This is a genomic window from Maricaulis sp. ABE4_448, assembly GCF_056160825.1.
This window is the reverse complement of record NZ_JBSWXX010000002.1, coordinates 260,419-274,611: the sequence shown is the minus strand read 5'-3', so window position 1 is coordinate 274,611 and position 14,193 is coordinate 260,419. Positions and strand designations below refer to the sequence as shown.

Below are 14,193 nucleotides of genomic sequence, written 5' to 3'. Positions count from 1 at the left end.
CAAGACAGGAAAGGGCCCGCTCCGGCGGGCCCTTTTTTTGTGCGCGGCCTGATAACGGAACGCCGGCCGACACGCCCGGGCTAGGACGCCGTAAACAAGCCGACGAAAACCAGCACCAGCACTCCGAAACTCAGGACAATCATGTAGAGAAAATCCATGAAGATCGTCCGCAGAAAGGACGAAAACCGGCCGTGGGAATAGACGGTACGGTGCAGCCGGTAGAGGTAGTAGTTCGACCACAGGAAGAAGACCAGAAAGGCCAGCGCGGAATCGACGACCACGCTGACCACCCCGACCAGGATAAACATGAAGAAGAGGAAGGCGTGGAAATGCAGGGTCACTACCAGATGGTCGTAGAAATAGAGCCCGCGCTTGTAAAAATGCGTGACCGCCAGCAGCAGGGCATAGATCGGCAACAGGGCAAACATCAGCCGCGGCGCCCAGGTTTTCATGGCAACCCATAGCGCCTGCCCCTGTGAATCGATCACCGCATCGATCCCGTCCGCCAGACGCAGCCGGAAGCCGAGCGGCACCTCCTCGATCCCGTCGAAACTCATGGCCATGCCCTCCGAGATTTCCACGATCTCGTCGGGATCCAGCGCCGCCGCTTCACGCGGATAGTATTCCGGCAGCAGACCATGGCGGATGCGCTGCTTCAGCTCGTTGCGCTCGGCCTGCTGACGCAGCCCGCGCGCCTCGGCGGTTTCTGCGCCTTCGGCATTCTCTGCCTCGTCCAGCCCGCGCTCGACCTGGCTGAGCACCTCCTGCCGCGCGTCCTCCGGTATCATGGCGAGCTGGGTTTCCAGGTCCCCGGACTCCAGAGCCTCACGCGTTTCGGCGATTCCAGGACTGCCAACCGGATCCGGTCCGGTATTCACCCCCTCATTGACCGCAAAGAAAGCCAGGAAGAACAGCACACTGGCGGTCAGATAGAGACGGAAGGGCATGACATAGCGCGCCCGCACGCCCGTCAGATAGTTCGTCGTCAGCTTTCCGGGCTGGAACATCAGCGGCGGCAGGGTCCGCCACAAGCGCCCCTCCAGCCCGAGCAATCCGTCCAGCACGTCGAGCACAAGGTCCCAGACCGGCCGGTGGAAGGTATCGGAGGCCTGTCCGCAGCTATGGCAGACCGGGCCGGAGAGTTCCGTTGCGCAATTGGAGCACGTGCCAGCTGGCGTCGGTGAACTGAACACGGAAAACCGGTCGGACTTGCGGCGTCGCGATGACCGGATCGCGTCTTCCATCTCGCCGGCGGCAGTGCCGCCGACAACGGCATCACTGACGACATCACTTCCAGACATGACGTATCCCCCGGCCTTGCCCTGTTATGCGCAGGCTAGGTCGGGGGCATGTCGTCTGGCAAGTGCGGCTAGCCGCCTTGGCCTTCCGTGCCGGCCTCGCTTGCGCTGGCCAGGCAGAGATAGCGCGTGCGGTGAAGGTCGACGATATTGTCTTCCCAGCCTGTCACGTCCGGGTTCACCAGATTCTTCGAGACATAATAAACGATCGGGATGATCGGCATGTCGTCGACAAACATCTGTTCGGCCCGGGCCAGCATCTCCCCGCGCCGCTCGAGATCGAGCTCGCGGTTCGCCTCGGTAACCAGCGCGTCATACTCCGGATTGTTGTAGCGGGAGTAGTTCATCGGCACCGAGCTGTACTCGCCCAGGAAAAGGAAATTGTAAGGATCGTTATAGTCCGCGATCCAGCCGCCATCGGCGATCTGGAAGTCCTGGGCGCGCAGATTGTCGTAGTGGATCTGCGTGTCATTGACGATCAGCTCGGGCTCGACCCACTCGGCAATCGCAGACCAGTCGTTCTGGACCACCGGGGCAACGCGCGGATTATCGCGGGTTGCGCGGTAGGTGTATTCGAAGCGGAGCGGATTGTCCGGACCGTAGCCGGCGGCCTCAAGCAGCTCGCGGGCCCGTTCGCGGCGCGCCTCGATCGGCATGTCGGCCCACTCGGCGCGCACGCCGCCCGGATAGTTTGCCACGCCCGGCGGAACCAGCGAATAGGCCGGCTCGTACCCGGCACGCAGGATCTCGTCGGCAATGAAATGCCGGTCGATCGCCATGCCCAGCGCATTACGGACATCGGGGCTGGAGAAGCCGTCCAGATCCGTATTGGTGGAGAAATAGATCGTGCCCATGTAGGGCGCAATGCGCACATAGTCCGGGATTTCACGGCGCAGGAAGTCCAGCTGCTGGCCAGGGAAATCATTGTTGATGTGCAGCTCGCCATTGCGCACCCGGCGGCCGGCGGCCGAGTTGTCGACGGTCGGATAGAAATACACGTCATCAATGCAGACATTCTCGTTGTCGAAGAACATCTCGTTGCGCTGCAGGTGCACGAAATTATTGGTGCGCCAGTCTTCAAGACGATAGGCGCCATTGACCTGGATGTTCGCCGGGCGGACCCACTCGTCGCCATACTGCTCGACCACGTGCTGCGGCAGCGGGAAGGTCGTGTAGTGGGTCAGAAGGCCGGGAAGATAAGGCGCCGGATTGACCAGGCTGATCTCCAGCGTGCGATCGTCGATCGCGCGCACGCCGATCTCCTGCGGGTCGAGTTCGCCGCGTGTCGCCGCTTCCATGCCGGCGATCGGATACAGGAGGGAAACATATTGTGCGCCTGTCGCCGGCGACGCGATGCGGCGCCAGGCATAGACGAAGTCGTCAGCGGTCACCGGTTCGCCATCCGACCAGACAGCTTCGCGCAGGGTGAAGGTCCAGGTCAGGCCGTCTTCAGAGACGTCCCAACTTGCGGCCATGCCCGGAATCGGCGTGCCCGACACGTCTTCGGTGAACAGGCCGATGAACATGTCACCGATAATGTTGTTCTCCCACGTACCGGAGGCCTTGTGCGGGTCCAGCGACAGGGGCTCGGAGGAATTGCCGCGGTGCAGGACGACCGCATCGCTGTCGGTCGGCTGACCGCCGCCACAGCTCGCCAGCACAAGGGCGGAAGCGGACAGGAAAAGGGTGCTGATAATGGCTTTGCGGATCACGGTTCGGTCTCCCCTCCGACGCGTCACTGGAAGATGTGACTCTCGTTCTAGCCGAACATGACGGGCCGGTCGACAGTCGCCTGCCGGTCGCGCATAGTTCGAAGTCAGCGCAACTTGACGGAAAGAAGATGAACGCCCGATTACTCCTTGTGATATCGCCACTTGTCCTGAGCCCCGTCGCCCATGCGCAGTCCAGCGACTCGCCCCTGCAACCGCTGTTCGAGTGCCGCGGCATCGCAGATGATGCGGCGCGCCTGACCTGCCTCGATGCAGCCGTGGAGACCCTCTACGGAAATGCCGAGTCCGGTGAGGTCGTCGCCGTCGACCGCGGTCAGATCGAAGCGGCGGAAGAATCGGTCTTCGGTCTGAGCCTGCCCAATTTCTCCATTCCGGGCCTGGGCCGTCGCAGCGGCGGCGGCGAAGACGATCTGGTCGAAGCCGACGCAACAGCGCATTCTCCGGACCGGATCGTACACCGCACCGGGGACGGCGACATCGAACGGATCGAGAACCTGTCGGTCACCGATATCGAGATCAATCGTGCCGGCAATGTCGTGGTCACCCTTGCCAACGGCCAGGTGTGGCGCCAGACGGACAGCACGCGCATTCAGGGCATTCGCAGCGGTGCCCGCCCCGGTCTGACAGCCAATATCCGCAGCGGCGCCCTTGGCTCCTACTTCATGCGCCTGAACAATGGCGGGCGCTGGTTCCGGGCCGAACGCGTCCAGTAGGCCGTACAGAGCCCGACAAAAAGGCCGCCCCGGGGAACCCGGAGCGGCCTTTTTTGTGTGCCGGGACCGACGCCTCGACGGGCTAGCGGTCCTTCGGGTCGATCGCGTCGCGCAGGCCGTCACCGATAAAGTTCAGGCAGAACAGCGTGACCATCATCGTCACTGCCGGCCCGATCAGCGTCCACGGCGCCGGCTCCATGTCCTGCGCACCGGCCGAGATCAGGCGGCCCAGCGAGGTCAGCGGTTCCTGCACCCCCAGTCCGAGGAAGGACAGGAAGCTTTCGGCCAGGATCACGACCGGGATCATCAGCGTGACATAGACCACGACCGGTCCGAGCACATTGGGAATGATGTGACGCTGGATGATCTTGAAGCGGGACACGCCGGCGGCCTCGGCGGCCTCGACAAATTCCATATTCTTCAACGCCAGGGTCTGACCGCGCACGATCCGGGCCATGGTCAGCCACTCAACGGCGCCGATGGCCACGAAGATCAGGATGATATTCCGCCCGAACACGACCATCAGCATGATCACGAAGAAGATGAAGGGCAGCGAGTAGAGGATGTCGACGAAGCGCATCATCGCCTGGTCGACCCGACCGCCGATAAAGCCGGCCGTCGCGCCCCAGGTCACGCCGATCAGCAGCGACACGATCGTCGCCACCACGCCCACCATGAGCGACACGCCAAGGCCCACCAGGATGCGCGCGACCATGTCGCGGCCCTGCGCATCCGTGCCCAGAATGTGCCAGTCTTCCCAGGTCGGTGCGATCCAGACCTTGTCGCGATAGATCGTGTCGTAGTCGTGCACCCACAGCGCCTGCCCCACCGTCGCCAGCAGGATCAGAATGCCCAGGATCACCATCGAGGTGACAGCGGCACGATTGCGCATCAGGCGCGCCAGGGCATCGTCCCAGAGGGAACGGCCCTTCACGGAGGCGGCTTCGAGGATTTCCGCCTTTTCCCCGGGCGTCGACAGCAACGTCATCATTCGTACTTCACTTTGGGATTGAGGACGCCGTACAGCAGGTCCGCGAGCAGGTTCAGCACGATGATCAGCGTGGCGTAGATGATCACCACGCCCATCACGACCGTGTAGTCGCGCTGCAGGGCGGCATCGACGAAATGCTTGCCGATACCGGGCAGCTGGAAGACGCGCTCGATGACCAGCGAACCGGAAATCACCGCGGCCGAGGCCGGACCGAGATAGCTGACCAGCGGCAGCACGGCAGAGCGCAGTGCGTGGCGGAAGATGACGGCGTGGGCAGACAGGCCCTTGGCGCGTGCGGTTCTGATATAGTTCGAGCGGATCACCTCGATCATCGACGCACGCATCAGGCGCGCGATGATCGCGATCTGCGGCAAGGCCAGCGTGATGATCGGCAGGATGAGCCGGTCCGGCGTCATGCCATATCGTGGATCGAGACCGCCGGTCGGTACGAGACCGAGATAGAGGCCGAAGACCAGCGCCAGGATCGGCCCCATCACAAAGGGCGGAATACTGATTCCCACCATTGCGAAGGTCATGACCGAGAAATCGCCCGCCGTGTTCTGCCGTAACGCAGCCACGGAACCGAGGAAGGAGCCGAGCGTGATCGCCAGCAGCATCGAGAACAAGCCGATGGTCGCGCTGACCGGAAAGCCTTCGGCGATGATTTCATTGACCTGCTTGTCGCGCAGCTTGAGCGACGGCCCGAGATCGCCGCGCGCGAGATCGCCCATATAGTCGAGATATTGCCGCCACAGAGGCTGATCCATGCCGTAGTTTGCCAGCAGGATCTGGCGTGTTTCCTCGGGCATCGGCCTTTCGAGATCGAAAGGCCCGCCGGGGGCTGCACGCATCATGAAAAAGGCGATCGTGATGATCACCAGGATAGTCGGGATGGCGACGCCTACGCGCCGGAGTACAAAACCAAACATGCAGTAATCGGCTCGTTCCGGAGTTCGCTGCAGTTTCAATGGGGCGCGGACATTGTCAATGAAGCCTCTGCCGTTACTCCTGCATCAGGGCGGTGTCGGCCGGGGGCAAAGGGGCTGTCCGGGACAGTACTGCCTGATCTGTCGCACCACTGACAAAAGACTCGGCCACGATCAGCAGAAGGACGAGCCAACCCAGGCGCAGGATGCGCTTGCTTATGAATTCCCCGACGTTCACATTCGCCTCGCGTGTTCGGCTTCGCGCCACTTCACGCAAGATCCGCGCCGTCCGTGATCCAGCGTGAATTGCATGTGTCCGGCACATGCCTAGGATGCGGCGTGACGACAGGAGAAAGGCCCTTCCATGCACAGCGCGCTGTGGTGGCGAGACTTCGAGTTCCAGGACGGTGTCGTTACCGTCAAGAAGACCGGGGCACGCCTGCGTCTCGAACCGGGGCTGATCGGCGAAGTGCTGGCCTGGTTCCCCTTCTATTTCGTGGTCGAATCCTGGCGCCTGAAGTCCGCAGCAGAACCTGGCCCCCGCATCTGGTTCACGCCTGACCGCCCGCGGCCCTGGTACCTCGTCTGGTCGGTCCTGCACGCGGCAGGCGCCCGCATCGCCGACAGCCCCGAGACAGCCGATGCCGTCTTCGTGTTCGACGATTGCACAGTGTGCCGCCCGGTCCAGGCCCAGCCCGGCACACGCCTCATCAATGCCGGCTGCCAAAGCATCGCCAAGAGCCATGTCGCCCACGTCTTCGAGCAATGCTTCGGCTACCCGCTCTCGGTCGACCCGGAAAGCTGGACCGGTCCGATGGTCGAGAAATCCGAAACCAATGGTGCCCATGACGGGCGGATCATCCAGGGCCCGGCCCCGGCCCGTCACGGGCATGTCTATCAGCGCGTGATCGACAACCGCGATGGCCGCGGCCTGGTCGAGGATTTACGCTGCCCGATGGTCGGCGGGCGCATCCCGCTGGTGCTGCGCAAGCGCCGCCGCGAGGCCGTACGCTTCTGCAATTCCAATGACGAAGTTGACTTCGCCGAGACCGGTACGGTCTTCACCCAGGCCGAGCAGGACAGCCTGGCCCGCTTTGCGCAAGCCATGCGGCTGGACTGGGGCGGGCTGGACGTGCTGCGCGACCGCGCCGACGGCCGTCTCTACGTCGTTGACGTGAACAAGACCGATATGGGCCCGCCCATCGCGATGAGACTGCGCGACAAGATCACCGTGACCCGGCGTCTTGCTGCGGCCTTCTGCGACCTGGTCTGTCCCTCATCACCCCAACAGCCCGACAGGCTTTCATGACTGCCATCCCCTTTATCCGAGAGTTCGAGTTCGAGTACGGCCGCTGCGATCGGCTGTCCGACCGGATTCGCCGCGTTGTCGCACCCAATCCCGGCCCGTTCACCTATACCGGGACCGGCGTCTATATTGTCGGCCATGGCGAGGTTGCCGTGATCGATCCGGGCCCGGTCCATCCCGACCATATCGACGCCTTGGACCGCGCACTGGATGGCGAACGCGTGACGCACGTCTTTGTCACCCATCATCATCTCGACCACTCGCCAATGGCCCATCCGCTGGCCGAGAAGCACGGCGCGACTGTCTATGGCTATGGCCCGCAGATCACCCCGCCCGCCGGCGGCGAGGTTCGTCTCGAGGCCGGCGACGACACGGGTTTCAAGCCGGATGTCCAGGTGCGCGACGGCGAGGTTTTCCGGGGCAAGAACTGGTCAATCGAAGCGCTTCACACGCCCGGCCACACGTCAAATCACGTCTGCTACGCCTTGCTGGAAGAAAACACATTGTTCGCCGGCGATCATGTCATGGCCTGGTCAACGAGTGTGATCAGCCCGCCGGACGGTCATATGGGCGATTATCTGCGTGAACTGGCCCGTATCCGCGACCGCGATTTCGACATTCTCTGGCCGACCCACGGTCCGGCGATCACCGAACCGCGGCCGTTCATCCAAGCCTATATCGACCACCGCATGCAGCGCGAGGCACAGATCCTCGAACAGGTCTGCGCCGGCCGGCACCGCGTGCGTGACATGGTCGAGGCGATGTATGCCGATGTGGACAAGCGGCTGCACCCCGCCGCCGCCCACTCGGTCCTCGCCCACCTCATCCACATGATCGAAACCGGCCGTATCGCCTGTACCGGCGAACCGGGGCTGGAAGCGGAATACACGCCGGGGCCCGCAGCGGCCTAGCGAGCGCCGTTCTCGATTGCCGCGCTGAAAGCCTGGACGCGCCGGGCGTTGCGGCCGAGATCGTGGATGGGCTGGCGGGCGAGCGAGCGGATGTCGACGAGGCTGCCGCCCGTGCCGTCATCGCGCACGCGGACGACGATATCGTCGCGCAGACCGTACCAGAAGCTTTCCGTGCCCGCTTCGAACATGCCGGCACTTTCAGAAGCCGTGCCCACCCGCCAGCGATGCGTGTGCGCATAGCGTAGCGCATCGGCAAAGACGGCCTCCGGCGCCCGGTCGACATGAACGGTGGCCAGCGCCGGATAGGCTTCGGCCTGAACAGCCGCGAGCAGACGCCCGTCCTCGCCCAGCTTGCCTGCATAATCGAGCGCCTGGTGATGCGCTGACCGGCGCGCGGCAAAGGACGGCGTGAAGTGCGGCGGGTTTTCGAGATCCGTCGTAACGTCCAGCAAAAGAGGCCGGGCGCTGCGTTGCCGGTCGATCTGCCAGGCCCAACCGAGCCCGGCGATCCCGACCGCGACGGCACACAGAGGGGCTATCAGCGCACCGAAAAAGCGCCGGCGGGCGATCAGATGCACCAACGACAGCAACAGGCTCACCCCGCCGGCTGCGAAGCTCGCGAAGAGAAGCGGTCGGCCGATCGCGTGTGTCATCCACCCCAAACCTGTCGCCAGGTCGATGAATTCCCACTTTGCCCCGAAGGCCGCCATTGCGAACCAGAGCGGCACCCCCAGAGCCAGGAGGGCACACACCCATGCGAGCGGGACGAGGGTCGCTCGCAGGACTCTGCCGAAACTTCTCATATCAAGCCCCCGCATGGCTTCGCATCAAGGATACAGCCGATCGACCTGCCAAGGCGAGTGTGAATCCGGTCGAGAGAACGTCATGCGGTCGTGCAGGCGGAAGGGACGGTCGCGCCAGAACTCGATCGATACCGGCACAATCCGGAAGCCGGACCAGTGCGGCGGGCGCGGCACGTCCCCCAGACCGAAGCGTGCCGCTTCACGCGCGACAGCTTTCTCCAGCGCAAAGCGGCTTTCCAGGGACCGCGACTGTTTCGAGGCCCAGGCGCCGATCCGGCTATCACGGGCGCGCGAGGCAAAATATGCGTCGGCCTCATCGGCCGGGACCGGCTGGACCAGCCCCCTCACCCGCACCTGACGGCGCAGGGACTTCCAGTGGAAACACAACGCAGCCTTGGCATTCACCGCCAGCTGTTGGCCCTTGGCGCTCTCCAGATTGGTGTAGAAGACGAAGCCATCAGGATCGACATCCTTCAAGAGCACCATGCGCACATCCGGCAGCCCGTCAGCATCGGCGGTTGCCAACGCCATCGCATTGGCGTCATTCGGCTCCTTGCGCTTGGCATCCTCCAGCCAGTCGGCGAACAGCGCGAACGGTTCCTCGCGATCGAAAATCTCCGCGGCATTGGCATCGGCCGTCTTCGCATACGTATCCGCGTCCGGTGAGGGCGGAATGAGACCCGGCTTCGACTTCGACATGCTTCACCTCCGGCGTGCTTGCCGCCTAGGTATGCCGAAAGTCAGCGGCGTCAACCTTTCGGGAATCTTCTCGTCCTAGATTCACGGTATGACAGCGCGTGTTACGAGTATCGGACAGGCCTATGCCGCCCTCGGACTCGCTCCCGGTGACGGGCGCGAGGCGGCCAAGACCGCCTTTCGCGCGCTGGTGAAAACCCTGCATCCCGATGTCACACCCCCGACACCGCAGACGCTTGCAAAACTGGCGGAAATCGTTGCGGCGATAGACCTGATCAAGGCCAATGAACCGGTCTGTCTGGATATCGAGATCAGCCGGAACCAGGCTGCCACCGGCGTCACACGCACGCTGCGCCATGGCGAACGCCCCGTCCTCGTGCGCATCCCGGCGGGCACACGCGATGGCGAACGCGTTACCGCAGTCGGCGAACCCGGTACGGTCATCACGGTCCGGATCGCCGAGATGCCGGAAACCGGGCCGTCCGACATCCCCTCCCTGCTCGACCGGGCGGATCTGGAAGCCTTCATCCACGAATATTCCCGTCCTTCCGCCCATGCGCGCCTGGCCCGCTGGATCCGCAAAGCGCAGTCGGCTGCGTGACGGACGCATGATCCGCGACTAGTCTGCGCCAAAACTCGGATCGATCATGTCTCACAACTCATTCGGACACTTGTTCAGGATCACCACCTGGGGCGAAAGCCACGGCCCGGCCATCGGTGCCGTTGTCGATGGCTGCCCGGCCGGCATTCCCCTGAGCGAGGACGATCTCCAGCCCTGGCTGGACAAGCGCCGCCCGGGCTCCAGCCGCCATGTCACACCGCGCCAGGAACCGGATCGCGTGCGTATCTTGTCCGGTACGTTCGAGGACGACCGTACGGGCGGCCCTGTCACCACCGGCACACCGATCGGGCTGATGATCGAGAATGTCGATGCGCGGTCAAAGGATTATGGCGATATCCGCGACAAGTGGCGTCCCGGTCATGCCGACTACACCTATGACATGAAGTATGGTGTGCGCGATTATCGCGGCGGCGGCCGCTCCTCGGCCCGCGAGACCGCCATGCGCGTGGCTGCCGGCGGTATTGCCCGCAAGGTGCTGGGCGACGGAATCACAATCCGGGCCGCGCTGGTCCAGGTGGGGACCCGTGCCATCGACCGGTCGCGCTGGGACTGGGCCCAAGTGAACGAGAACCCCTTCTTCTGCCCGGACGCGGAAACCGCTGCCCTGTGGGAAGCGGACATGGACGCCCTGCGCCGCGACGGCTCGTCGACCGGCGCGGTCGTCGAAGTCGTTGTCTCCGGTGTGCCCGCTGGCTGGGGTGCCCCGGTCTACGGCAAGCTGGATAGCGACCTGGCCATGGCGATGATGACGATCAATGCGGTGAAGGGCGTGGAGATCGGTGCTGGATTCGGCTCGGCCGCCCTGCGCGGTGAAGAGGCCGCCGACGAGATGCGCATGGGCGAGGACGCTCCGCACTTCCTGTCGAACCATAATGGTGGCGTTCTGGGCGGCATCTCGACCGGTCAGGATCTGGTCGTGCGCTTTGCCGTCAAGCCGACCTCCTCGATCCGCGTTGCCCGGCGCACGCTGGACCGCGATTTCAACGAGACCGAAATCGAGACCCGCGGCCGGCACGACCCCTGCGTCGGCATTCGTGCCGTTCCTGTCGGTGAAGCGATGGCTGCGCTCGTGCTGGCCGATCACAAGCTGCGGCACGCGGGACAGAGCGCGTTCTGAGCGGTTTTCCGGGGTCGGACGAAAGATGAAGGCCCTGTTCATGCTGGGCTCATCCATACGGGATTAACCTTCGGTCAACCTGGCCGGGTTCGTCCCGGCGTAGACCCGGAGGCGTGTCCCATGACACCACGCAAGCACCACCTGCTTGGCACCGCCCTTGTCGCTCTCGTCCTGTTGCCCGCCACACTGGCCGTGGCCGCGCCTGCGGACGCCCAGCGACAGGAAAGCGGCAACAGCTATGGCGATCCCGACCGCCGCGAACACCGTCGGGCCGGCCGCGAAGCCCGTCGCGAACAGGCGCAGCCTGATCGCGGCAACCGGGATGCACGAGAGCGGCGCGGCCGGGACCGGGGCGACGCCCGCCGCGAGCGCCGCGATCCGCCGCCGGGAACGGCACGACGTGATCATCGCCGGGACGCTCAACCCGGCGGACAGGATCGCAATCGCCGCGGTGCAGGCGATCATGACCGCCGCAACCAGGCCGGTGACCGCAACCGAAATGGCCGGGGTCCCGGCTGGGACAATCGCCGCGATCACCGCGAGGCCCAGCGCGCCCGTAACGACCGCAATCCGGGCTGGAACAACAACCGCCGCGATCACCGCGATGCCGGCCGTGACCGGCATGGCCGCAATCCGGCCTGGGAACGCCGCGATCAGCGCCGCGACTATCATGACAATCGACGGGACCGCCGCTGGGACAATGATCGCGGCCGCCGCCCCGCCGCCCATCATGACCGCCGCCGCTGGGAGTATGCCCAGCGCCGCCGCGATTTCTATCGCGACCGGGCCCGCCGCCAGGCCCGCCTGCATTGGGTTCATCACATGAATCGCGGCTGGTCGAATTCCCGCTATTACGGCCATTGGGGACCTTCGGACCGCTGGCGCTATCACCGCCAGTATTACAGCCACCGCTATGAAGGCCGCCGGTTTGCCTATTATGACGGGCTGTGCCGCTATGACCGCAATGGCAGCGATGGCGCCATTGTCGGCGCCCTGCTCGGCGCCCTCGTCGGCGGTGCGGCTGCAGGCGATGACAGTGTCGGCGCCGGCATCCTGCTGGGCGCCGGGTTCGGGGCAGCCCTGGGCAGCAGCCTCGACCGCATGGATAACTGCGACCGGGCGCAATACCACTACGCGATGAACTACGCCTTCGAGTATGGCGAACCCTATTACTGGGCGAACCCGTATTCCGGCGTACGCGGGACGATTGTCGTCCGCGAGACCTACTACACCGCCGGCCGCGAATGCCGGTGGGGCGATGCCGAGATCTACATGCCTGACGGCACCTATAACTACGACCGCGTGCGCATGTGCCGCGATGGTTATGGCGACTGGCAGGTTGCCCACCGCCAGTAGATCTCCCGCTTCGGGCGCATGTCAGACGGGGCCGGTCATCACCGGCCCCGTTTGTGCATGTGGAAACCGTGTCCGGAGGATTGCGAAACCGTCATCTGCCCGTTCATCCTGGGCTCATCGCCCGCCACCTAGGATCACCTGGACATTGGGACAAAGCACTCCCGACGCATGGAGGCACATGATGAAACTGCTGACACCCGCCCTGCTCGCCGCGACCGCTCTTTCGGCTACCCTGCCGGCCGTCGCCGAAGCCCAGTCCTATGGTGCCCGTTCGGGCCAGACCTATCAGGATTGTGAAGCCAGCCGCCAGAACCGGCAGGTTGCCGGCGCCCTGATCGGCGGCATCCTCGGTGCCGTGATCGGTAATGAGCTCGCTGACGACAGCAATAACAACCGCCACGGCCGTCCCGACCGCTGGGACCGCCGCGCCCGCTGGGACGATGCCCGCCACCATGGCCGCGGCTATCATGGCCGGCGCGACCGCCGCTATGAACACCGCGACCGCGGCAATGCCGAGGAAGTCGGCACGATCGCCGGTGCCGGTGTCGGCGCCCTGATCGGTGCCGGAATCGCCGGCGGCGATGACTGCGGCAACACGCGCTACCCCGCCAATGACCGTTATCCGGGCAAGCCGGACAGCTATTATGGCGACACCGGCTATTACGGCGATGATCCGTATTATGAGGATGACCGCTACTATGACAGCAATGCCGGCTATGGCGACGACCGCTATTATGACGACGGCTACGGGTCCTCGGGCGAGCTTCTGGGTGGCCAGCGCAACGAGCCGGCACGCACCTATTCTGCCTCGTCGACCTATACGACCGTGTCGGCAACCGGCCGCTGCGAGTGGCGCCGGACCCCGAGCGTCGACAGCCATGGCCGGACTGTGAGCGACCAGATCCAGATGTGCCAGGGTGCCGACGGCATCTGGCGACCGGCCGACACGTATTGAGCCATTAAATCACGCTCATTTCGAGTTTTCCTGCTGGTCTGAGCGGGTGGCGGCCATAAGGTACTCCCTGTTGCCGTCACCCCCTTCGACCGGACTGTCGATGACCGCGCCGACTTTGAAATCCGAACCGGCCTCGAGCCCGGAGCAGGCTGCGTCGACTGCGCGCCGGCGGTCGGCCTCATTCTTTACCAGGCCGCCCTTGCCGATGGCCGCCCTGCCGACCTCGAACTGGGGTTTGACCAGGGCGATCAGCTCGGCGTTCGGTGCAGCCAGCTCCAGCGGCCGCATGATCACCTTGAGCAGCGAGATGAAGCTGGCATCGCAGACCACGAGCGATGGCGGCTCGGTGAACAGGTCCGGCTGCAGCGCTCGCGCATCCATGCCTTCCAGTGATGTCACACGCGGATCGGATTGAAGCCGGGCGTGCAGCTGATCCCGGCCGACATCGACCGAATAGACATGCTGCGCGCCGCGCGACAGCAGGACTTCGGTGAAACCGCCCGTCGAGGCGCCCACATCGAGGCAGACCCGTTCCGCCGGATCGATGTCGAAAGCATCAAGCGCCGCCACCAGTTTCAGCGCCGCGCGCGACACCCAGGGAAACGCCTCCTCCGCCTCGATCTGTGCCCCGGGCGTGATCTTCTGTGACGGTTTGCCGACCGGTTGGCCGTCGGCCCGGACCTTGCCCGCTGCAATGGCAGCCTGGGCCCGGGCGCGGGTCTCGAAATATCCGTGTTCGACGAGGTAACGGTCAGCGCGCATAGGGGAC

Annotated in this window: 14 protein-coding genes; 7 read left to right on the top strand and 7 right to left on the bottom strand. The window is 64.5% G+C overall.

Annotation, left to right across the window (positions count from 1 at the left end; genetic code table 11):
• Positions 1-80 precede the first annotated feature (80 nt).
• Entirely contained in the window at positions 81-1,301 is a 1,221-nt protein-coding gene (locus ACXAJV_RS07745; RefSeq protein WP_475083864.1) for a DUF3667 domain-containing protein, read from the bottom strand.
• Between the two features lie 68 nt (positions 1,302-1,369).
• A complete protein-coding gene (locus ACXAJV_RS07740) occupies positions 1,370-3,010 on the bottom strand; it encodes a peptide ABC transporter substrate-binding protein (protein ID WP_475083862.1) in 1,641 nt (546 codons plus the stop codon).
• Positions 3,011-3,138: 128 nt separating this feature from the next.
• Here ACXAJV_RS07740 and ACXAJV_RS07735 point away from each other — a divergent pair, with 128 nt between their 5' ends.
• Positions 3,139-3,741: a hypothetical protein gene (locus tag ACXAJV_RS07735; RefSeq protein WP_475083859.1), complete on the top strand. Its 603-nt coding sequence runs from the start codon at positions 3,139-3,141 to the stop codon at positions 3,739-3,741.
• Between the two features lie 82 nt (positions 3,742-3,823).
• Here ACXAJV_RS07735 and ACXAJV_RS07730 read toward each other — a convergent pair whose 3' ends face one another.
• Both ACXAJV_RS07730 and ACXAJV_RS07725 read right to left on the bottom strand, forming a co-directional pair.
• Positions 3,824-4,729 carry an ABC transporter permease gene (locus ACXAJV_RS07730; RefSeq protein WP_291886520.1) on the bottom strand — a complete coding sequence of 302 codons (906 nt, stop codon included), beginning with the start codon at positions 4,727-4,729 and terminating at the stop codon, positions 3,824-3,826.
• On the bottom strand, positions 4,729-5,661 hold the full coding sequence (locus ACXAJV_RS07725) for an ABC transporter permease (RefSeq protein WP_271185038.1): 933 nt from the start codon (positions 5,659-5,661) through the stop codon (positions 4,729-4,731). Before ACXAJV_RS07725 ends, ACXAJV_RS07730 begins: the two co-directional genes overlap by 1 nt.
• A gap of 361 nt (positions 5,662-6,022) precedes the next feature.
• Here ACXAJV_RS07725 and ACXAJV_RS07720 point away from each other — a divergent pair, with 361 nt between their 5' ends.
• Together ACXAJV_RS07720 and ACXAJV_RS07715 are read left to right on the top strand one after the other, a co-directional pair.
• Positions 6,023-6,967, top strand: a complete 945-nt coding sequence (locus ACXAJV_RS07720; RefSeq protein ID WP_475083855.1) for a hypothetical protein — start codon at positions 6,023-6,025, stop codon at positions 6,965-6,967.
• Positions 6,964-7,875 (top strand): MBL fold metallo-hydrolase, encoded by a 912-nt coding sequence (locus ACXAJV_RS07715; protein WP_475083852.1) that lies wholly within the window; start codon positions 6,964-6,966, stop codon positions 7,873-7,875. Before ACXAJV_RS07720 ends, ACXAJV_RS07715 begins: the two co-directional genes overlap by 4 nt.
• Here the strand turns inward: ACXAJV_RS07715 and ACXAJV_RS07710 are convergent.
• Together ACXAJV_RS07710 and pdxH are read right to left on the bottom strand one after the other, a co-directional pair.
• On the bottom strand, positions 7,872-8,528 hold the full coding sequence (locus ACXAJV_RS07710) for a DUF1499 domain-containing protein (protein ID WP_475083850.1): 657 nt from the start codon (positions 8,526-8,528) through the stop codon (positions 7,872-7,874). The genes ACXAJV_RS07715 and ACXAJV_RS07710 overlap by 4 nt on opposite strands.
• Positions 8,529-8,702: 174 nt before the next feature.
• Positions 8,703-9,377, bottom strand: a complete 675-nt coding sequence (gene pdxH, locus ACXAJV_RS07705) for a pyridoxamine 5'-phosphate oxidase (protein ID WP_475083847.1) — start codon at positions 9,375-9,377, stop codon at positions 8,703-8,705.
• A gap of 88 nt (positions 9,378-9,465) precedes the next feature.
• Here pdxH and ACXAJV_RS07700 point away from each other — a divergent pair, with 88 nt between their 5' ends.
• The 4 genes from ACXAJV_RS07700 (at position 9,466) to ACXAJV_RS07685 (ending at position 13,424) form a co-directional block, all read left to right on the top strand.
• The gene (locus ACXAJV_RS07700) at positions 9,466-9,975 is read left to right on the top strand and encodes a hypothetical protein (RefSeq protein ID WP_475083845.1); all 510 of its coding nucleotides are present in this window, start codon (positions 9,466-9,468) and stop codon (positions 9,973-9,975) included.
• A gap of 46 nt (positions 9,976-10,021) precedes the next feature.
• Complete coding sequence (gene aroC / locus ACXAJV_RS07695) at positions 10,022-11,113, top strand: chorismate synthase (protein ID WP_475083842.1); 1,092 nt, start codon at positions 10,022-10,024, stop codon at positions 11,111-11,113.
• A 120-nt stretch (positions 11,114-11,233) separates the two neighbouring features.
• Entirely contained in the window at positions 11,234-12,469 is a 1,236-nt protein-coding gene (locus tag ACXAJV_RS07690) for a hypothetical protein (protein ID WP_475083840.1), read from the top strand.
• 181 nt (positions 12,470-12,650) lie between these two features.
• A complete protein-coding gene (locus tag ACXAJV_RS07685; RefSeq protein WP_475083838.1) occupies positions 12,651-13,424 on the top strand; it encodes a hypothetical protein in 774 nt (257 codons plus the stop codon).
• Positions 13,425-13,439: 15 nt separating this feature from the next.
• Here ACXAJV_RS07685 and ACXAJV_RS07680 read toward each other — a convergent pair whose 3' ends face one another.
• The gene (locus ACXAJV_RS07680) at positions 13,440-14,186 is read right to left on the bottom strand and encodes a TlyA family RNA methyltransferase (protein WP_475083836.1); all 747 of its coding nucleotides are present in this window, start codon (positions 14,184-14,186) and stop codon (positions 13,440-13,442) included.
• Positions 14,187-14,193: the final 7 nt, after the last annotated feature.